Source organism: Modestobacter marinus (assembly GCF_019799945.1).
Lineage (GTDB): Bacteria > Actinomycetota > Actinomycetes > Mycobacteriales > Geodermatophilaceae > Modestobacter > Modestobacter marinus_B.
In genome coordinates this window covers 360,909-379,974 of the sequence record NZ_JABGCH010000001.1, presented here as the reverse complement: position 1 = coordinate 379,974, position 19,066 = coordinate 360,909, and the positions used below count along the sequence as shown (strand labels likewise).

At 75.6% G+C, this 19,066-nt stretch carries 18 protein-coding genes; 10 read left to right on the top strand and 8 right to left on the bottom strand.

Features of this window, described 5'->3' with window-relative positions:
• The first annotated feature begins 116 nt into the window (after window positions 1-116).
• The 3 genes from HK417_RS01800 to HK417_RS01790 all read left to right on the top strand — a co-directional run bounded on the left by HK417_RS01800 (window position 117) and on the right by HK417_RS01790 (window position 4,356).
• Window positions 117-1,910, top strand: a complete 1,794-nt coding sequence (locus tag HK417_RS01800; RefSeq protein ID WP_222262650.1) for an ABC transporter ATP-binding protein — start codon at window positions 117-119, stop codon at window positions 1,908-1,910.
• Window positions 1,907-3,787 carry an ABC transporter ATP-binding protein gene (locus HK417_RS01795; protein WP_222262648.1) on the top strand — a complete coding sequence of 627 codons (1,881 nt, stop codon included), beginning with the start codon at window positions 1,907-1,909 and terminating at the stop codon, window positions 3,785-3,787. Before HK417_RS01800 ends, HK417_RS01795 begins: the two co-directional genes overlap by 4 nt.
• 95 nt (window positions 3,788-3,882) lie before the next feature.
• Entirely contained in the window at window positions 3,883-4,356 is a 474-nt protein-coding gene (locus tag HK417_RS01790; RefSeq protein WP_308123315.1) for a general stress protein, read from the top strand.
• A gap of 3 nt (window positions 4,357-4,359) precedes the next feature.
• Here HK417_RS01790 and HK417_RS01785 read toward each other — a convergent pair whose 3' ends face one another.
• Window positions 4,360-5,169 (bottom strand): TrmH family RNA methyltransferase, encoded by an 810-nt coding sequence (locus tag HK417_RS01785; protein WP_308123314.1) that lies wholly within the window; start codon window positions 5,167-5,169, stop codon window positions 4,360-4,362.
• Window positions 5,170-5,231: 62 nt separating this feature from the next.
• Between HK417_RS01785 and HK417_RS01780 the strand changes: the two genes are divergently transcribed.
• The 5 genes from HK417_RS01780 to HK417_RS01760 all read left to right on the top strand — a co-directional run bounded on the left by HK417_RS01780 (window position 5,232) and on the right by HK417_RS01760 (window position 11,342).
• Window positions 5,232-6,188 (top strand): NAD(P)/FAD-dependent oxidoreductase, encoded by a 957-nt coding sequence (locus tag HK417_RS01780; protein WP_222262644.1) that lies wholly within the window; start codon window positions 5,232-5,234, stop codon window positions 6,186-6,188.
• 90 nt (window positions 6,189-6,278) lie between these two features.
• The gene (locus HK417_RS01775; RefSeq protein WP_222262642.1) at window positions 6,279-7,025 is read left to right on the top strand and encodes an ABC transporter ATP-binding protein; all 747 of its coding nucleotides are present in this window, start codon (window positions 6,279-6,281) and stop codon (window positions 7,023-7,025) included.
• On the top strand, window positions 7,022-7,690 hold the full coding sequence (locus HK417_RS01770) for an ABC transporter ATP-binding protein (RefSeq protein WP_222262639.1): 669 nt from the start codon (window positions 7,022-7,024) through the stop codon (window positions 7,688-7,690). The genes HK417_RS01775 and HK417_RS01770 overlap by 4 nt, the downstream gene beginning before the upstream one ends.
• A complete protein-coding gene (locus tag HK417_RS01765) occupies window positions 7,687-10,389 on the top strand; it encodes an FtsX-like permease family protein (protein WP_222262637.1) in 2,703 nt (900 codons plus the stop codon). The genes HK417_RS01770 and HK417_RS01765 overlap by 4 nt, the downstream gene beginning before the upstream one ends.
• 152 nt (window positions 10,390-10,541) lie before the next feature.
• Entirely contained in the window at window positions 10,542-11,342 is an 801-nt protein-coding gene (locus tag HK417_RS01760; RefSeq protein ID WP_222262635.1) for a hypothetical protein, read from the top strand.
• 28 nt (window positions 11,343-11,370) lie between these two features.
• On the opposite strand, the gene HK417_RS01755 is transcribed toward HK417_RS01760, so the two are convergent.
• Window positions 11,371-12,195, bottom strand: a complete 825-nt coding sequence (locus HK417_RS01755; protein ID WP_222262633.1) for a thioesterase family protein — start codon at window positions 12,193-12,195, stop codon at window positions 11,371-11,373.
• 27 nt (window positions 12,196-12,222) lie between these two features.
• On the opposite strand from HK417_RS01755, the gene HK417_RS01750 reads away from it, so the two are divergent.
• Window positions 12,223-13,191 carry an aldo/keto reductase gene (locus tag HK417_RS01750; RefSeq protein WP_222262631.1) on the top strand — a complete coding sequence of 323 codons (969 nt, stop codon included), beginning with the start codon at window positions 12,223-12,225 and terminating at the stop codon, window positions 13,189-13,191.
• A gap of 48 nt (window positions 13,192-13,239) precedes the next feature.
• On the opposite strand, the gene thpR is transcribed toward HK417_RS01750, so the two are convergent.
• From thpR to HK417_RS01725, 5 genes are all read right to left on the bottom strand, one after another.
• A complete protein-coding gene (gene thpR, locus HK417_RS01745) occupies window positions 13,240-13,785 on the bottom strand; it encodes an RNA 2',3'-cyclic phosphodiesterase (protein ID WP_261325578.1) in 546 nt (181 codons plus the stop codon).
• A 32-nt stretch (window positions 13,786-13,817) separates the two neighbouring features.
• On the bottom strand, window positions 13,818-14,366 hold the full coding sequence (locus HK417_RS01740) for a hypothetical protein (RefSeq protein WP_222262629.1): 549 nt from the start codon (window positions 14,364-14,366) through the stop codon (window positions 13,818-13,820).
• Between the two features lie 71 nt (window positions 14,367-14,437).
• On the bottom strand, window positions 14,438-15,820 hold the full coding sequence (locus HK417_RS01735; protein WP_308123312.1) for an MFS transporter: 1,383 nt from the start codon (window positions 15,818-15,820) through the stop codon (window positions 14,438-14,440).
• Window positions 15,817-16,251: a MarR family winged helix-turn-helix transcriptional regulator gene (locus tag HK417_RS01730; RefSeq protein ID WP_222262628.1), complete on the bottom strand. Its 435-nt coding sequence runs from the start codon at window positions 16,249-16,251 to the stop codon at window positions 15,817-15,819. Before HK417_RS01730 ends, HK417_RS01735 begins: the two co-directional genes overlap by 4 nt.
• Before the next feature lie 71 nt (window positions 16,252-16,322).
• Window positions 16,323-17,855, bottom strand: coding sequence for an NCS2 family permease (locus tag HK417_RS01725; RefSeq protein WP_222262627.1), 1,533 nt, complete (start codon window positions 17,853-17,855; stop codon window positions 16,323-16,325).
• Between the two features lie 161 nt (window positions 17,856-18,016).
• Between HK417_RS01725 and HK417_RS01720 the strand changes: the two genes are divergently transcribed.
• Window positions 18,017-18,226: a DUF2530 domain-containing protein gene (locus HK417_RS01720; RefSeq protein WP_222262626.1), complete on the top strand. Its 210-nt coding sequence runs from the start codon at window positions 18,017-18,019 to the stop codon at window positions 18,224-18,226.
• Window positions 18,227-18,229: 3 nt separating this feature from the next.
• Here HK417_RS01720 and HK417_RS01715 read toward each other — a convergent pair whose 3' ends face one another.
• The gene (locus HK417_RS01715) at window positions 18,230-19,054 is read right to left on the bottom strand and encodes a DUF3027 domain-containing protein (RefSeq protein ID WP_222262764.1); all 825 of its coding nucleotides are present in this window, start codon (window positions 19,052-19,054) and stop codon (window positions 18,230-18,232) included.
• Window positions 19,055-19,066 lie beyond the last annotated feature (12 nt).

Here is a 19,066-nt window from a genome sequence, read left to right as displayed (position 1 = left end):
TGCGGGACCCGGGACGGGGCCTCACCGCCCACCCGCTCGCAGGCTCGCGGCGGGCCCCTCCAGGAGGCCGTAAACCGTTCGCAGCCGCTCCCACCCCGGCATAGCCTCGGCTGACCATGACCGAGACCGCCGCCCCGCCGGGAACGACCCGGGGCCGGCTCTCGGCGCTGGCGCGGCTCTGGCCGTTCGCCCGCCCCTACCGCGGCCTGCTGCTGGTCACCTTCCTGGGCGCGCTGCTGGCCACGCTGACCCAGCTGGTCGTCCCGTTGGTCACCGAGGCGGTCGTCGACGGGCCCATCGCCGACGGCGACCGCGCCGGCCTGGTCCCGTTGCTGGCCCTGGCGCTGGTCTTCGGGCTCGCCGAGGCGGCGCTGTTCTTCCTGCGCCGCTGGGCGATGAACGTGAGCTGCCTGCAGATCGAGCGGGACCTGCGCGACACCCTCTACCAGCGGCTGCAGCGCCTGCCGGTCGCCTTCCACGACGGCTGGTCCTCGGGGCAGCTGCTGTCCCGGGCGACCTCTGACGTGACCACCGTCCGACGGTTCGTCGGGTTCGGCGCGGTCTTCCTGGTGGTCAACCTGGTCACCTGCGTCGTCGTCAGCGGGATGCTGGTGCTCGCCTACTGGCCGCTGGGCGTGGCGGTGCTGGCCACGAGCCTCCCGCTGGTCCTCGTCGGGCTGCGCTGGGAGGCGCGGTACAACGAGCAGTCCCGGCAGGTGCAGGACGAGCAGGGCGACCTCGCCACCGACGTGGAGGAGGCCGTCCAGGGCATCCGGGTGGTCAAGTCGCTGGGCCGCAGCGGGCTGGTGTTCGGCCGGTACGACCGGAAGGCGGTGCGGTTGCGCGAGCTGGAGCTGGGCAAGGTGCGCACCCTCGCGCTGATCTGGTGCCTGTTCGAGTTCCACCCGCAGGTCACGCTGGCGGTCATCCTGGTCGGTGGCTCGCTGGCCGTGGGCAGCGGAGCGCTGACCGTCGGTGGGCTGGTCGGCTTCGTCGCGCTCTTCACGGTGCTGCTGTGGCCGATCCTGTCGTTGGGCTTCCTGATCGCCCAGGCGCAGGAGACCGCCAGCGCCTGCGACCGGATCTGTGAGCTGCTCGACGCCCCGCTGACCGTCACCGACCGCCCGGGCGCCCGGCCCCGGCCGGTCGGCACCCCGGCGCGCCTGCGCTTCGAGCACGTCGGCTTCCGCTTCCCCGGCGCGGGCTCCCCGGTGCTCACCGACGTCGACCTCGAGGTCGCCCCCGGCGAGACGGTCGCCCTGGTCGGCGCCACCGGCTCGGGCAAGACGACGGTGACCTCCCTGGTCGCCCGGCTGCACGACGTCACCAGCGGGCGGGTCACGCTCGACGGGCACGACGTCCGCGACCTGCCGCTCGCCCAGCTGCGGAGCGTGGTCGCGACGGCGTTCGAGGACGCGACCCTGTTCTCGATGAGCGTCCGGGAGAACGTGACCCTGGGCCGGCCGGACGCCACCGACGAGGAGGTCGCCGAGGCGCTGCGGGTGGCCCAGGCGGAGTTCGTGCACGAGCTGCCCTGGGGCCTGCTCACCCGGATCGGCGAGCAGGGCCTGTCGCTGTCCGGCGGTCAGCGGCAGCGTCTCGCGCTGGCCCGGGCGGTCCTCGGCCGGCCGTCGGTGCTGGTCCTCGACGACCCGCTGTCGGCGCTGGACGTGCACACCGAGGCCCTGGTGGAGCGGGCGCTGCGCGAGGTGCTCGCCGCGACCACGGCGCTGGTCGTCGCCCACCGCGCCTCCACCGTGCTGCTCGCCGACCGGGTGGCCCTGCTGGAGCACGGCCGGATCACCGCGGTCGGACGGCACACCGACCTGCTCGCCGAGGTGCCGGTCTACCGGGAGCTGCTGGCGTCGCAGTCGGAGCTGGCCGGCGCGGGTGAGGGAGGACGGCGATGACCACGCCCGGCACCGGTGCGGCCGTGACCACGGGGCACGGCGCGCCGGCCGACGCGCACGCCGACTGGCGGGGCGTCGCCACCGAGGACACCGACGAGCTCAGCGCCTCGGCGAGCTCCTTCCTGCGCGGCCGGTCCCGGCGCCTGCTCGGCGAGCTGCTGCGTCCGCACCGCCGCGCGCTGTGGGCGCTGCTGGCCGTGCTCACCGCGCAGAACATGGCCTGGCTGGCCGGGCCGTTCCTCGTCGGGGTCGGCATCGACTCCGCCGTCCCGGCGCTGCTGGACGGCTCGGGCGGGTGGGGAGGCGCACAGCCGCTGGTGTGGGTGACCCTGGCGATGGTCGGCGCCGCGCTGACCGACACCGGGCTGCGCTACGTGTTCCTGATGGGCTCCGGCCGGGTCGGGCAGGAGGTGCTGCTGACCCTGCGGCGGCGGGTGTTCCGGCACGTCCAGCAGCTGCCGCTGTCCTTCCACGAGCGGTACACCTCGGGGAAGACGATCAGCCGGCTGACCAGCGATGTCGAGGCGCTCGCCGAGCTGCTCGACGAGGGGCTCGACGGGCTGCTGACCGCGCTGTTCAGCGTGCTCACCATCGGCGTCGTGCTGCTCGTGCTCGACCTGCCGCTGGGGCTGGTCGCGCTGCTGGGCTTCCCGCTGCTGTTCCTGCTCGGCCGCTGGTTCCAGCGCAGCTCGACGATCGCCTACCGGCGCACCCGGCAGACCGTCGCCGCGCTGATCGTGCAGTTCACCGAGACCTTCGGCGGCATCCGCGCGGTGCAGGCGTTCCGCCGGGAGGACCGCAACGACCGTCTGCACGCCGCGCTGAACGAGGACAACCGGCAGGCCCACCACCGGGCCTTCTGGCTGGTGGCGGTGTTCATGCCGGCGGTGACGCTGATCGGCAACCTGGTCACCGTCGCGGTGCTCGGCTACGGCGCGCTGCGGGTGATGGACGGCGACCTGGCGGTCGGCGTCCTGGTGTCGTTCCTGCTGTACCTGCGCCGGTTCTTCGACCCGCTGCAGGACATCGCGATCTTCTACAACAGCTACCAGTCGGCGAACGCGGCGCTGGAGAAGCTCTCCGGGGTGCTGGAGGAGCGCTCGACGGTGCCCGAGCCGGCCGACCCGGTGCCGCTGCGGGGCGCGGCCGGCGAGCTGGTCTTCCACGGCGTGCGCTTCGGCTACGGCGGGGCGACGGTGCTGCCGGGGCTGGACGTGACGATCCCGGCCGGGCAGACCGTGGCGCTCGTCGGCGTCACCGGGGCCGGCAAGTCGACCCTGGCCCGGCTGGCGGCCCGCTTCCACGACCCGCTGGAGGGCGAGGTCCGGCTCGACGGCGTGCCGCTGCACCGGGTCGCCGACGCCGACCTGCGGCGGGCCGTGGTGATGGTGACCCAGGAGAGCTTCCTGTTCTCCGGCTCGATCGCGGACAACATCTCCTTCGGCCGGCCCGCCGCCGCCCGCGCGGACATCGAGGCCGCGGCCCGGGCGATCGGCGCGGACACCTTCATCCGGGCGCTGCCCGACGGCTACGACACCGACGTGCGCAAGCGCGGCGGGCGGCTGTCGGCCGGGCAGCGGCAGCTGGTCAGCTTCGCCCGCGCGTTCCTCGCCGACCCGGCGGTGCTGGTGCTCGACGAGGCCACCAGCTCCCTCGACGTGCCCAGCGAGCGGCTGGTGCAGCGGGCGCTGCAGACGCTGCTGGCCGACCGGACCGCGCTGATCATCGCCCACCGGCTGTCCACCGTGGAGATCGCCGACCGGGTGCTGGTGATGGACGCCGGGCGGATCGTCGAGGACGGCCCGCCGGCCGAGCTGGTGGGCGGGGACGGCCGGTTCGCCGACCTGCACCGCGCCTGGGTCGACAGCCTGGTCTGACGGTGGAACAGCGCCTTCCCGGAGATCGTTCGAGGTGACAGGGCGACGGCCGGGTCCTCCGGTCGTTCCGCCACACCCGTGGAACGGAGACAGACGTGTCAGCTTCGGTGTCCATGCCGCTCGGTGGCGTGCAGGTGGGTTCCTACGAGAACTACCAGCAGGCCCAGCGAGCGGTCGACTTCCTGTCCGACGAGAAGTTCCCGGTCGAGAACGTGACGATCATCGGCAGCGACCTGCGGATGGTCGAGCGGGTCACCGGCCGGCTCAGCTGGGGCCGGGCGATCGGCGCGGGTGCCGCCAGCGGCGCCTGGTTCGGTCTGTTCGTCGGCCTGCTGCTCGGCATCTTCGCCCCCGACGGCAGCAGCTGGGTCGGGTCGGTCGTCACCGGCCTGCTCATCGGCCTGGTGTTCGGTGCGGTGTTCGGCGCGGTCGGCTACTCGGCCACCCGCGGCCAGCGCGACTTCACCAGCACCAGCCAGGTGGTGGCCGGGCGGTACGACCTGATGTGCCACCCCCAGTCCGCCGAGCAGGCGCGCGCCGCGCTGGCCCGGCTCTCCCTCCGCGGCTGACGGTCACCGCAGGGACGCGAAGGCGATCGCGGCCGCGGCGGCCACGCCGAGGGAGTCCACACCGCTGCTCATCGGGATCCGCGCCCGCACCCGCGCGGCGGCCTGCGCCTCGGGGGTCAGCCCCGGCCCCTCCGCACCCAGCAGGACGGCGGTGCGCGGGTGCGCCCCCGGGTCGACCGCGGCGAGGTCGACGGCGTCCGCGGCCGGGGTGAGCGCCACGGTGAGGTAGCCGGCCTCGTGCAGGCGGGCCAGGCCGCCGGGCCAGTCCGGCAGGACGGCGAACGGCAGTGCCAGCACGTGGCCCATCGAGACCCGCACCGCCCGCCGGTACAGCGGATCGGCGCACTGCGGGTCCAGCAGCAGCCCGTCGACCCCCAGCGCGACCGCGGAGCGGGCGATGGAGCCGAGGTTCTCGTGGTCGTTGAGCGCCTCGAGCACGGCCAGCCGCCGCGGTGCGGCGGGGTCCGGCCCGGCCAGCAGCTCGGCCAGGTCGGCGGGCGGGCGGCGGTCGGCCGAGGCCACCACGCCCCGGGTGAGCCGGAAGCCGAGGACGTCGGAGACCACCCACTTGTCCGCCTCGTAGGCCCGGACGCCGTCGGGCAGGTCCAGCGCGGCCACCCGGCCCGGGACGCCGAACACGGCGCGCACCCGGTACGGCGAGGCCAGCAGCCGCTGCACGGCCGGCACGCCCTCCACGATGACCGGTCCGGTGCCCCGCTCCGTGCCGGGCCGGCGGTCCCCGGCGACCAGGTCGCGGAAGTCGGCGACCCGCTCGTCGCCCGGGTCGGTGATCAGCTCGGGCTCGACGGGCACGCCGACGATCATCCCCGTCGCCCGGCAGGCGGTACCGGACGGGGACCCGGAGGATCGGAGGCGTGGGCAACGGGACGACGACGGTGGTGGGCGCCGGCATCTCGGGCGTCGCCTGTGCCCGGGTCCTCGCGGCGGCCGGGGTGCCCGTGACGGTGGTCGACCGGGGCCGCCGTCCCGGGGGGCGGATGGGCGGCCGGACACTGGCCGGGCGACCGGTCGACCTCGGCGCCTCGTACCTGACCGTCTCCCCGGGCTCCCCGTTCGAGCCGGTGGTGGCGGACTGGGTCCGGCGGGGGCTGGCCGGCCCCTGGACCGACACGTTCGCCGTCGCCAGCCCCGACGGGCTGGAGCGGACCACCACCGGCCCGCTGCGGTACGGCACGCCCGGCGGGCTGCGCAGCCTGGTCGTCGACCTCGCGCGCGGACTGGACGTCGAGCAGGAGCGCACGGTGACCGCCGTGACCGCAGGTCCCACCGTCGACACGGTGCCGGTCGGCGCGGTGGTCCTCGCGATGCCCGACCCGCAGGCCGCGCGGCTGCTCGCACCCGACGCCCTCGTGGCTCGGGCGCTCGACCCCGGCTCCTGGCAGCCAGCCCTGGCCGTCGCGCTGGGCTGGTCGGCCCGGCAGTGGCCGGCGGACCTGCACGGCGCCTTCGTGCACGACCACCCGGTGCTGGAGTGGCTCGCGGACGACGGCGATCGGCGTGGCGACGGCGCGCCCGTGCTCGTGGCCCACACCATCGCCGCGTTCGCCGTCCGTCACCTCGACGATCCCGGTGCCGCCGGGCCCGAGGTGGCCGCGGCGGTGCGCGGACTGCTCGGGATCGCCGAGGAGCCGGCCTGGACCCACGTGCACCGGTGGAGCCACGCCCGTCCCACGGCGCCCCGGGAGGCGCCGTTCGCGCTCGAGGAGGGCATCGGCCTCTGCGGCGACGGCTGGTCCGCGCCGTCGAAGGTGGAGGCTGCCTGGCGGTCCGGCGACGCCCTCGGCTCGGCGCTCGCGGCCGCCCTGAGCTGACGGACCCGGCTCGTCCCGACGGGCCGGCGGTCCTGACCGGCGACGTCGCGTTGCCGGGAGCTGACCGGCGCAGGTCCTAAGCTCCGCTCGATGACCGGTCCCGAGGGGTTCCGCCTGGCCGACGACCCGCTGGCCGCCCCCGTCTTCGCCGCTCCGGCCGACCTGACCCCGGCCGCGGCGTGCCGGGGCGTCGGCAAGACCTACCGGACGGCGACCGAGTCGGTGACCGCGCTCGACGACGTCACGCTGGCCGTCCCCCGGGCCCGGGTCACCGTCGTGGTCGGCCCGTCCGGCTCGGGCAAGTCCTCACTGCTGCGGCTGCTGGCCTGCATCGACTCCCCCGACCGCGGCGAGGTGCTCGTCGCCGGGCAGCGGGTGGACCGGCTGGGTGCGCGGGCGCGCCGCCGACTGCGCCGGCGCGAGGTCGCCTACCTGTTCCAGCGGCCCGGGGAGAACCTGCTCCCCTACCTCGACGCGGTGGCCCAGGTCCGCCTGGCGGCCCAGCTGCGCGGCGCCCCGGTGACGACCGACGCGGCGCTGGCGCTGCTCGACCGGCTGGGCCTGCACGCCCGGGCCGACCACCACCCCGCCCAGCTCTCCGGCGGCGAGCAGCAGCGCCTCGCCGTGGCCTGCGGCGTCGTCGGCGACCCAGCGCTGGTGGTGGCCGACGAGCCGACGGCCGAGCTCGACACCGCAGCCGCCGAGCGGGTGCTGGTGGCGATGGAGGACCTCGCCGCGAGCGGCGTCGGCTTCGTGCTCTCCTCGCACGACCCCCGGGTGATGGCGATCGCCGACGGCTTCGTCCGCCTCGACCACGGCCGGCTGGTGGAGGGGTGACCGGCGGGTTCACCGGCACCGGTCTCGTGAAGCGGTACCGGCGCGACGCCGAGACCGTCCTCGCCCTGGCCGGGGCCGACCTGGCCGTGGCCGCCGGGGAGTTCGTGGCGCTGGTCGGGCCGTCGGGCTCGGGCAAGAGCACGCTGCTGGCCCTGCTGTGCGGCTGGGAGACCGCCGACGCCGGCCGGCTGGCGTACCGCGGGTGGCCGGCCGACCGCCGTCCGGACACGCTCGGCTGGCCCGAGCTGGCACTCGTCCCCCAGGCGCTGGGCCTGGTCGCCGACCTGAGCCTGCTGGACAACGTGCTGCTCCCCGCCCGACTGCGCGGCACCGCTGCCGCCGAGCGGGAACGCGCCTCCGCCCTGCTGGCCGACTTCGGCCTCGACCACCTCGCCGACCGCTACCCCCACCAGGCCTCCCTCGGCGAGCAGCAGCGGGCCGAGGTCGCCCGCGCGCTGCTGCTCCGCCCGGGCGTGCTGCTGGCCGACGAGCCCACCGCCCACCAGGACCGCGGCTCCGCCGACCGGCTGCTGGACGCCGTCACCGGCGCCGCCCGGGACGGCGCCGCGGTGCTGGTGGCCACGCACGACGAGATCGCCTGGGCGCGCGCCGACCGGGTGCTGTCGATGCGCGACGGGCGGATCACCGAGGGCCCGCCGCGGTGAGCGAGCTGACCCGCCTGCGGCGGAGCGGGACGACGGCGGGGTCCGGAGGACGGCGGGCCGCCCTGTGGCGGCTGGCGCCCTGGACCCGCGCGCCGCTGCTCGGGCTGCGGCAGCCGGCCGCGGTGGTCGCGGTCGTGGTCACCACCGCGGTCCTCGCCTGCGCGCTGGCCTCCGCGCCGCTGTTCCTCTCCTCGGCCCGCTCCGCCGCGCTGCAGCAGCAGCTCGCGCCGCAGTGCGCCGAGGCCGGCTGGCAGACGACCGGCGGGAGCCTCAGCGGCCTGACCGGCCGGACTCCGCAGCAGGTCGCCGCCGACGCCGACGCGCTCCGGCGGGGCTGGGCCGCGCAGGGCCGGGAGAGCCGGCGCGTGCTGCTGGTCGACCGGGCGCTGGGCGCGAGCGGCAACCAGCAGTCGGGGATGCTCGTCCGGTCGCCGTCCGGGGAGGCGGTGAGCCAGCCGGCCACCATGCTGTGGCGGCCCGACGTCACCCGCCGGGTCGAGGTGCTGGACTCCACCCCCGGCCCGGGCGTGTGGCTGCCGGCCTCCTACGCCGCGGCCGCGGACGCCGCCGTCGGCGAGGAGATCATGCTGTCCGGGGTGCCGGTCCCCGTCACCGGCATCTACACCGACCTGTTCGAGACCGATCCCGGCGCCTACTGGTGCGACTGGGACGACCTCTTCCTGAACCGGGCCTCCAGCGACGTCCCCCCGCCGGCGCTGGCGCTGGCCACCGACGAGGCGACGTTCCACCGCGTCGCCGTCGGCGCCGGGTTCCTCACCGTGGTCGAGCAGGTGCCCACCGACGCCGCGTCCCTGACCGCCGCCCGCACGCGGGAACTGCTCGCCGAGGAGCACCGGGCGCTGACCGCCGCGACCGCCGCTCCCCCGCCGACGTGGACCGGCGGCGGGGTCGACGACCGGCTCGCTGCCGCGCTGGCCGGCGGGCAGCGGATCGCGTCCGGTCTGCGCGGGCCGGTGGTCCCGGTGGCGGTGGCGGGCGCGCTGCTCGCCGTGGTGCTCGTGGCCGCGGCCGGAAGCTTCTGGGCCGACCGCCGGGCCGCCGAGGTGCGGCTGCTGGCCGCCCGCGGCGTCGGGCCGGTGCCGCTGGCCGGCAAGGCGGCGCTGGAGCTCGGGGTGCCCGCGCTGGCCGGCGCCGCGCTGGGCTGGGCGGCGTCCCGGCTGCTGATCGCGGCCCTCGGTCCGGCCGACGACCTCGATCCGTCGGCGACGACGGCCGCCGGCTGGGCCGGGGTCGCCGCGTTCGTCGTCGGGCTGGGGGCAGCCGCCGTCGTCGCCGGGCTCCGGGCCCGCAGCACGGCCGAGCGGCCGCTGGGGCACGGCCCGCACTGGCCGGCCCGGGTGCCCTGGGAGCTGGCGCTGCTGGGCGCGGCCGTCTGGTGCTGGGTGCTCCTGCAGGACCGGGACGCCGTCGTCAGCGAGGGCGGCGTCGCCCAGGTCAACGGACTGCTGGTCGCCTTCCCCCTCCTGGCCACGGCGGGGGCGGCCGTGCTGCTGGGCCGGCTGCTGACCGCGCTGCTGCCGCGGCTGCGCCGGTGGGCCGGGCGCCGCTCGCCCGCGGTCTTCCTCGCCGTCAACCGGCTGGCCGCCGCCCGCCCGGCCACGGCGACGCTGCTGGTCGCGGTGACCCTGCCGGTCGCCGTCCTCGGGTACACCGCGACCCTGACGGCGAGCTCCCAGGCGACCCTGGACGCCAAGGTCGGCGTGCAGATCGGTGCCACCCGGGCGGTCACCTCGGTCTCCCGGTTCGCGCCCACCCCGGCCATCGCCGCGGTGGGCACCTACGTGGTGCGCTACGTGGGCAGCGCGGCCACCGAGGGACGCCGGACCGACGTCCAGGTGCTCGCCGTCGACCCCGACACGTTCGCGGGGACGGCGTTCTGGGACGACTCCTTCGCCGACGAGCCGCTGGCCGACCTCGTCGCCGCCCTCGACGGCCCGGCGGTGGACGGCCGGGTCCCCGTGGTCGCCGCCGGCCTGCCGGCCGGCGACCCGGACCTGCGGCTGGGCCGGCTGCCGGTGCCCGCGGAGGTGGTCGCCCAGGCCCGCGTGCTGCCGGGCGACCGCAGCGCCGGACCGGTGGTGCTGGTGGCCGCCGACCGCCTGCCGGACGTGCAGCGCACCGCCGGGGCCGCACCGGTCGCCGAGATCTGGACCAACGGCCCGGCCGGGCCGGCGATCGACGCCCTGGTCGACGCCGGCGGCCGGGTGAGCCGGCAGATCGAGCCGGGGCTCGTCCAGACCAACGCGAACTTCCTCGGCATCACCTGGACCTTCGGCTACCTCTCGGCGCTGGCCGTGTTCGTCGGGGTGATCGCCGTCGGCGGCCTGCTGCTGTACCTGGAGGCGCGCACCCGCAGCCGCGTCTCGGGCTACGTGATGGCCCGCCGGCTGGGGCTGGCCCGCACCGCGCACCTGCGGTCGCTGGTGGCCGAGCTCGCCGGGGTGGCGGTTCCCGGGCTGGTGCTCGGGAGCGTGCTCGCCGCCGCCGCGGTGGCGCTGGTGTACCGGCGGCTGGACGTCGACCTGCTGCGGCCGCCGACCCCGCTGCTCGACCTGCCGTGGGCGGCCGTGGCGAGCAGCGCCGTCGTCGTCCTCGCCGTCGCGACGCTCGCGGCGCTCTACGCGCAGCGCGCCGCCGACCGGGCCGACCCGGCCACCGTCCTCCGCCAGGACGCCTGAGCGGCGCTCCGCTCACCGGGTTCCCGTCGATCACCCGGCCGGGTGGCCCGGGCCCGGCAGCACTTCTCCCCCCGGATCGCCGGTGGACATCCTTGTGCGCTGCTCGATGCACACGACGCGTCCCGGGTGGCACGGACCTGAGGAGACCACCGGTGACGAGCATCGCCACGCTGACCCACACGACCCTGCGGGAGGTCGCCCGCGACGCCCGGGTCGAGGAGGTGGACCAGCGGGTCTCCCGGTCGGTCTTCTGGCTGCCGGTGGTCGGCGCCGTCGTCGTGGCGGCGACCCTGCTGCACCGACCGCTGTTCACCGCGCTCGTGCGGGAGGACGGGCCCCTGGAGTGGGTCCAGGTCACCTTGTTCGCCCTCGCCTCGGTGCTCTTCGCCGTCGCCGCCTGGCGGTCGGCCCGGCGCGGGGACCGGCTCGGCTGCCTGCTGCTCGCCATCGGCGCGCTCGGGATCTTCGGCATCGCCGGTGAGGAGATCTCCTGGGGACAGCGGATCTTCGACTGGAGCACGCCCAGCGAGCTGGCCGCGGTGAACCACCAGAACGAGACCAACATCCACAACATCACCGCGTTCCCGGTGCAGCGGATCGGCAACTGGCTGCAGCTGGTGCTCGGCGCCGCGGGGCTCGTGCTGCCGTGGCTGACCCGCACGGACCGGCCGCTCGTGCGCGCCCGGGTGCTGCGGCTGCTCTCCCCGCCGCTGTTCGTCACCAGCTGCTTCGGGCTGCTCTTCGCCTACCGGGCGATCCGCTTCATCTGGGTGTCCTCGGTCGAGATCGGGCCGGTCGTCACCTTCGGCGAATGGCCGGAGCTGACCTTCGCCCTCGGGCTCTTCGTGTTCGCCCTGGTCCTCGCGCGGCGGCTGGCCGGCCCGGACCCGGCGGCGGGCACCCGGGAGAGCCCGCGGTCGCGGGACCACCAGCCGGAGCCCGCGCGCCCCTGACCGCGCCCGCGGACCGGCCGGACGTCGGTCAGGCCCGCGGCGCCCGGGCGAGCTGGCGGCTCTGCGCGACCAGCCGGCCCGTGGCGTCCCAGATCCGGTAGTCCTCGTCGAGCCAGCCACCGGCGATCTCCCCCGCCCGGGCCTCGACCAGGCACCAGCCCGGCGCCGGCAGCGCGCGCACCAGCACCTGCAGCTGCACCGTCGGCGCCCAGCCGAACCGGCCGAGCGCCCAGCTCGTGGGCGGCAGCGCGTCGGTGAAGGTCACCAGCGCGAGCGGGTCCGGCTCCCGGTCGTCGGCGAAGCGCAGCCAGGCACGCATCAGCGGCTCCTCCCCCGGCCGGCCGACGGCCCAGCCCGACGTCAGCGGGTCCAGCCTGGTCTCCACCCGGCGGGACAACCCGGGGACGCTGACCGCGGACGGCGCCAGGTGCGCGTTCCCGGCGATGGAGACGCACTGCTCGACCGGGGTGGCCGCCGGCATCGGGGCGGCGTACGACGGGACCTCGTCCCCGAGCGTCGCCGTCGTCGCCTGCACGGTCACCGCCGGGCCGGTCGCGTCGGAGAGGACGACGTGGGAGTGCGCGAGCGTCCGGCCGCCGGGGCCGGGGACGACGGTGAGCGACACCGGCCCGGCCGCCGGTGCGCGCAGGTAGCTGGCCGACAGCGCGACCGGGTGCGCGTGCGGCGACTCGAGCACCGCTGCCCGGGCGGCGACGGCGAGCAGGTAGCCGCCGTTGAGCACGCCGCCGCCGACGTCCCAGCCCGGGTCCAGCGACGCGACCAGCCCCCCGCCCTCGGAGCGGATGACGGCGGTGGCGGTGTCGAACGCGGTGGACGGGTCGGTCTGCGGCACGACGGACAGGGTGCCAGGCTCGGCCCCATGGACCAGACGCACCTCGGCCGCAGTGGGCTGTCCGTCTCGCGGCTGTGCCTGGGCACCATGAACTTCGGCTGGAAGACCGGCCGCGAGGACTCGCACGCCATCATGGACCGCGCCTCCGCCAAGGGCGTGAACTTCTTCGACACCGCCAACGTCTACGGGTTCGACCAGGGCAAGGGCAGCACCGAGGAGGTCATCGGGAGCTGGTTCGCCTCCGGGGGCGGACGGCGGGAGCGCACGGTGCTCGGCACCAAGGTGTACGGCTCGATGTCCGACTGGCCGAACGACACGTTCCTGTCCGCCCGCAACATCGTGCGTGCCTGCGAGGCGTCGCTGCGCCGGCTGCGCACCGACTGGATCGACCTCTACCAGTTCCACCACGTGGACCTGGGGACGCCCTGGGAGGAGATCTGGCAGGCCTGCGCGACCCTGGTGGCGCAGGGCAAGGTGCTCTACGTCGGCTCCTCCAACCACGCCGGCTGGCAGCTCGCCGCCGCGAACGAGGCCGCCCGCGCCCGGCACTTCACCGGCCTGGTCAGCGAGCAGTCGATCTACAACCTGCTGGTCCGCGACATCGAGCTGGAGGTGCTGCCGGCCGCGCAGCACTACGGCATCGGCGTCGTCCCGTGGAGCCCGCTGCACGGCGGCCTGCTCGCCGGGGTGCTCGCCGAGGCCGAGGGCGACCGGCGCAGCGCCGAGCAGGCGCAGACCCGGCTGGCCGAGCACCGGCCGGCCATCGAGGCGTACGAGGATGCCTGCCGGGCGTGGGGCCTGGCGCCCGCCGACGTCGGCATCGCCTGGTTGCTCAGCCGGCCCGGCGTCACCGCGCCGATCATCGGGCCGCGGACGATGGAGCAGTTCGAGGGCTCCCTCGGCGCCACGTCGCTCGTGCTGGAGCAGGAGCAGCTCGACCGGCTGGACGAGATCTTCCCGGGCAGGAAGCCGGCGCCGATGGAGTACGCCTGGTAGGTGGAGGACCCCGTCCGGCGCTCGGGGCGGTGCCGTGGAGGGCGACGTTCAGCAGCCGACCGGCCAGGCGGCCACCCGGTCGTAGCTGGGCGCCGGGCCGAGGTGGCTGCGCCAGAGCACCACCTCGGTCACCGGCCACACCGGCCCGCGGGTGCCGGCCAGCCGCTCGGGCAGGTCGCCGTCCGCGGGCTGCCCCGGGCGCCAGCGGCCCAGCGTGAGGTGCGCCCGGAACGGCCGCTCCTCCACCGGCAGGCCGACGCCGCGCACGGCCGTGGCGAGACGGTCGGCGAGGTCGGCGAGCAGCCGGACGTCGCCGTCCAGCCCGGCCCAGAAGACCGCCGGACGGCGGCGCGAGCCGAAGCGCCCACCGCCGGCCAGCCGCAGCGACAGCGGCGGCGTCGCCGCGACCACCGGGGCGACCGCGCGGACCAGCGGCTCCAGCGCCGCCGCGGGGACGTCGCCGAGGAAGACCAGGGTGAGGTGCCAGCGCTCCGGCGGGGTCCAGCGCGGCCCACCGGGCACGGCGCGCAGCGGCTCCAGCGCGTGGTCGAGGGCCGCCACCGCCTCCGGCGAGGGGTCGACGGCCAGGAACAACCGGCCCGCCGACGCTGGGACGGCGGAGCTGCTCAGTCGCCCACCACCAGCCCGCGGGCCGCCAGCAGTGCGAGCAGCCGGCGCCGCTCGAACTCGCGCGCGGCCGCCGGCTGGGTGGTGAGCTGCTCGGGGACCTCCAGGAGCTCGGCGGCCTCGACGAGCACGTCGTCGTAGGCGGCCAGCAGCCCGCTGCGCCGGGTCATCGGTCCGCCGCCGGTCACGACCGTCAGCTCCCGGGTGAGCCGGCGCAGGTCGGCGGCGACGACCTCGATGGGGCGGCGCGGCCGGGACACCGGCCGCGGCCCGGTCTGCGGGGGGCTCACCGGCAGCGGACCGGTCGAGTGGTGCGCGGAGGGGTGCCGGGCGCGGCGCTGGGCGAGCGCGGGCGACGGGTGGCGCTCGGGGTGGCGCGGCAGGGCGCGACGCCGGCGCCGGCGCGCCCGCTGGCGCAGCAGCTCACCGAGCAGCCACCGCATCCCGAACACGAGCACCGCGCAGCCGCCGATCAGGAGCGCGCCGGAACCGCCGAGACGCAGCAGCGACGTCCCGACGTCCGCGGAGACCCACCCTCCCGAGGGCACGGGTGGACCGTACGACTCCCGGGACCTTGATCACAACGTGACCGGCTCAACGCAACCGGTCACCTCGCTGGTCAGCGCACCCGGTCGCGGGGCGTCTGCTCGCCCGGGACCTCGCCGACGGCCTCCTCGGCCAGGTCGGCCGTCGCACCCTCCGGACCGGCCGGTGCGACGTGCAGCTGCAGGCTCGGCGGGATCACGTGCAGCTCCAGCCGCACGTGCCGGCCGCGGGCCAGGACCGCGCCGGCGCCGGCCGCCACGACGACGCACACCAGCCCGCCCCCGATGAGGCCCCACGGCGCGCCGAACTGCTCGGAGATCCAGCCGATCAGCGGCGCACCGACCGGCGTGCCGCCCATGAAGCACATGAAGTACAGCGCGAGCACCCGGCCGCGCATCTGCGGCTCGACCCCCAGCTGCACGAAGCTGTTGCAGGCCACGCTGAACACCAGCGCGGCCGCGCCGGTGGGGATGAGCAGCGCGGCGAACGCGTAGTAGTTCCCCATCAGCCCGCTGACCATCAGCAGCACACCGAAGACGACGGCGGAGACGACCAGGAAGCGTTGCAGGGGCCGGCGGCTGCGCCGGGTCGACAGCAGCGCGCCGCTGAGCGACCCGACGGCGTACGCGGTGGACAGCAGGCCGAACGCCCCGGCGCCGAGGTCGAACACCTCGCGCGCCATGAGCGCGATGGTGATCTGGGTGTTGAAGCCGAAGGTGCCCACGGTGAAGGCCAGCAGCATGGCCAGCAGCAGGTCGGGGTGCTGCCGGGTGTAGGTGAGCGTCTGGCGCAGCTGCCCCCGGGAGCGTGGCACGGGTGCGCTGGGCTGCAGGTCGGCCGTGCGCATGCACAGCAGCGCGACGATCGTGGTGGCGAAGCTCCCCGCGTTCACCAGGAAGGCCGGGGCGGTGTCGCCGCCGGAGGCCGCGATCAGCGCGCCGGCCACCGCCGGGCCGATCAGCCGGGCGGCGTTGAAGGCGGTGGAGTTGAGGCTGACGGCGTTGGCCAGGTGCTCGGGACCGACCATCTCCGAGACGAACGACTGCCGGGCCGGGGTGTCCAGCGAGGAGGCGACGCCGAGCGCCGCGGCCAGCACGTACACGTGCCACAGCGCGGCCGAGTCCCCGGCGACCAGCAGGCCGAGCCCCAGGGCGAGCAGGCCCATCACGGTCTGGGTGAGCAGCAGCATCCGGCGCTTGTCGTACCGGTCGGCGAGCACACCGCCGTAGAAGCTGAACAGCAGGGTGGGCCCGAACTGCAGCGCCGTGGTCACCCCGAGCGCGATGCCGCTGTCCCCGGACAGCTGCAGCACCAGCCAGTCCTGGCCGATGCGCTGCATCCACGTGCCGATCTGGCTGACCAGGTTGGCCGAGACGTAGAGCCGGAAGTTGGGAACGCTCAGCGACCGGAACATGCCGGTGCGCTGGGGTGGTGGCTCAGCAGGCGTGGAGGTCACCCACTGGCGAGCTTGTCCATGATCGTCGAGGCCTCGCGCAGGACGGTGCGCTCCTCGGCGGTCAGCTGCTGCAGCTGGCCGGTCAGCCACGCCTCCCGGGCACGGACCTCCTCGCCCAGCAGCTGCTCGGCCGCCGGGGTGAGGTCGATGACGACCTGCCGGCCGTCGGTCGGGTGCGGCGTCCTGGTGACCAGGCCCTTGGACTCCAGCGCGACCACCACGCGGGTCATCGACGGCGGCTGCACCCGCTCGTGGCCGGCGAGCTCACCGGGGCTCATCGGCCCGTGGCGCTTGAGCGTGGAGAGCGCGGCCAGGTGGGTGAGGGTCACCGACGTGTCGACGCGCTGGTTGCGCAGCCGCCGGGAGAACCGCATGACGGCCAGGCGGAGGTCATGGGCCAACGCCGCGGTGTCCAGCGTCGTCTTGCCCACGCTCCATAGCCTACCTAACGACTGGCCCCCTGCCCGCCCCGCTCTCGCGCGGGGCAGGCAGGGGGCCTCCCTCAGAACATCTGCTGGATCGGGTCGAGCGCGAAGTAGACGACGAACACGGCCGCCACCACCCACATCAGCGGGTGCACGTCCCGGCCGCGGCCGGTGGCCACCCGCAGCAGCACGTAGCTGACCACGCCGGCGCCGATGCCGTTGGTGATGGAGTAGGTGAACGGCATCAGCGCGATCGTCAGGAAGGCGGGGATGACCAGGGACATGTCGTCCCAGGCCAGCTCGCGCACCTGACTGATCATCATCGCGCCGACGATCACCAGCACCGGTGCCGCCGCCTCGGAGGGCACGACCTGCACCAACGGGGTGAAGAAGGCGGCGACCAGGAAGACGATCCCGGTCACCACGCTGGCCAGGCCGGTGCGCGCACCGTCACCGACACCGGCGGCGCTCTCGATGTACGTGGTGTTCGACGAGACGCTCGAGGCACCACCGGCCGCTGCGGCCAGGGAGTCGACCAGCAGCACCGGCTGGGAGCGGGGCAGGTTGCGCTTCTCGTCCAGCAGACCGGCCTCGGCACCGACCGCGGTGACGGTGCCGACGGTGTCGAAGAAGTCGGCGATCATGATCGAGAAGACGATGAGCAGCGCCGCGATGACGCCGATCCGCTCGAAGCCGCCGAACAGCGAGAACTGCCCGATCAGGGAGAGGTCCGGCAGGCCGAACCAGGTGTCCGGCCAGGTCGGCACCTGCAGCGCCCAGCCCCGCGGGTTGGTGGCCCCGTCGGCGCCGAAGCGCGGGCCGACACCGGCGATCGCCTCGACGACGATCGCGAACACCGTGGTGGCGATGATCCCGATGAGCAGGGCGCCCTTGACCCGGCGCACCACGAGCACGCTGGTCAGCAGCAGGCCGACGACGAAGGTCAGCATCGGCCAGCCGGCCAGCACGCCGTTGTCACCGAAGCTGATCAGCGGGTTGCCGGGGCGGATGATGCCGGCGTCGGCCAGGCCGATGATGGTGAGGAAGAAGCCGATGCCCACTGCGATGGAGGTCTTCAACTGGGGCGGGATGGCCTCGAAGACGGCCCGCCGGAAGCCGGTGAGCACCAGGAGCATGATCAGCAGGCCCTCGAGGACGACCAGTCCCATGATCTCCGGCCAGGACAGCTGGGTCGCCGCGTAGACGGCGACGACCGCGTTGATGCCCAGCCCGGTGGCCAGGGCGAGCGGGTAGCGGCCGATCACGCCCATCGCCACGGTCAGCACACCGGCGACGACGGCGGTCACCGCGGCGACGGAGGCGAAGGACAGCGCCGTCCCGTCGATGTCCGCGCCGGACAGGATGATCGGGTTCAGCACCACGATGTAGGCCATCGTGAAGAACGTGGTCAGCCCACCGCGGACCTCGCGGGTGACCGTCGACCGCCGCGCACTGATCTCGAAGTAGCGGTCGAGGCCGTTCTTCGGCCGGATCGTGGGGCCGGGGCTGCGCCGGGGGGCCGAGGAGCCGAGCACCGCCTCGTCGCTGGTGTCGCCGGCCGATTGCGTACCCGACGCGGACGGTCGGTGAGGACGGGACCTGTCGGGCATGGGTGACCCCTCGGGACGCGGCCGGGGTGGGACGCGGAGCCTCGGGCACCGGCCGACCGCCCGGCGTGGGTGGCTGCGAGCGGCGACAGCGTGCCACACAGCAGGAGGAAGATCAGCTTCCGCAGCGCCGTGACCTGGGCCGCAGGGCCTAGGGTCGGGTCGTGCCCGTGCCGTCCCGCCCCTCCCCGCCGCCGCTGAAGGTCGACACCGCCCGGGTCGTGCAGCTCGGCGCCGCGCTGTGGGCGGTGGCCCTGGTGGTGCTGCTCGTGCTCGGCGACCGGGTGGACCGGGTGTGGACGTGGACCTGCGTCTGCGCCATCGTGCTGGCCGGGCTGGGGCTGGGGCTCATGCGCTGGCAGGGCCAGCGCTGATCGTCACAGCACGTCGAAGTCGGCGGTGTCGTAGCGGGCGGATGTGACGACCTCGGCGGGCCCGCCGAGGCTGCGCTCCAGCGTCGCCTCGCTGTGGGCACCGCAGCCGAAGTCCGCGGTGACGACGTGCCCGTCCGCCGGGGTGTAGGCGTTGCTGCAGACGCCGAACGACAGCCGCAGCGACCCGGTGAGCGGGATCCAGAAACCGCAGCTGGCGCACGGGCCGGGGGCGTGCCGCGCCATCGCCGAGCGCGCACCGAAGTCGCCCTCCCGCCAGCGCTCGCTCGCCTCGGCCCGGCCCTCCGGCGAGAGCACCCGCTCGCGCCCGACACCGAGCTCCTCGGCGACGACCCGGCCGGCCGGGTCGTCGGCGGAGTCGTCGTCAGCCAGGTAGGCGGGCACCAGGCGGGGGTCGTCCTCGGTGGAGGGCAGCACGTCGCCGACCGACAGGTCCCCCGGGCGCAGCCGCTCGTGCCACGGCACCCAGGCCGGCGCCAGCAGCGCCGAGTCGCCGGGCAGCAGCACGACCTCGTCGACGGTGACCTCGTCGGCGTCCGGCGCGCGGGCCAGCGTGACCGCCCAGTGCCAGCCGTCGTAGCCGGGCAGCGCGGCGGCGAAGGAGTGGGTGGCGACGAGGCCGAGCTCGGGGCCGGCCGGGCCCTCGTCGGTGAGCGGCTCCGCGGTCACCCCGAGGTGGGGGCCGACGGCAGCGGGGTCCGCGGCCACGTCCACGGCGGCGGCCCGGGCCTGCTCGACCGCGGCGGCCAGCACGTCGTCCGGGGTGGAGCCAGGGGCAGCGGCGAAGGCGGAGTCGGGCACGGGGCCCATCATCCTCGATGC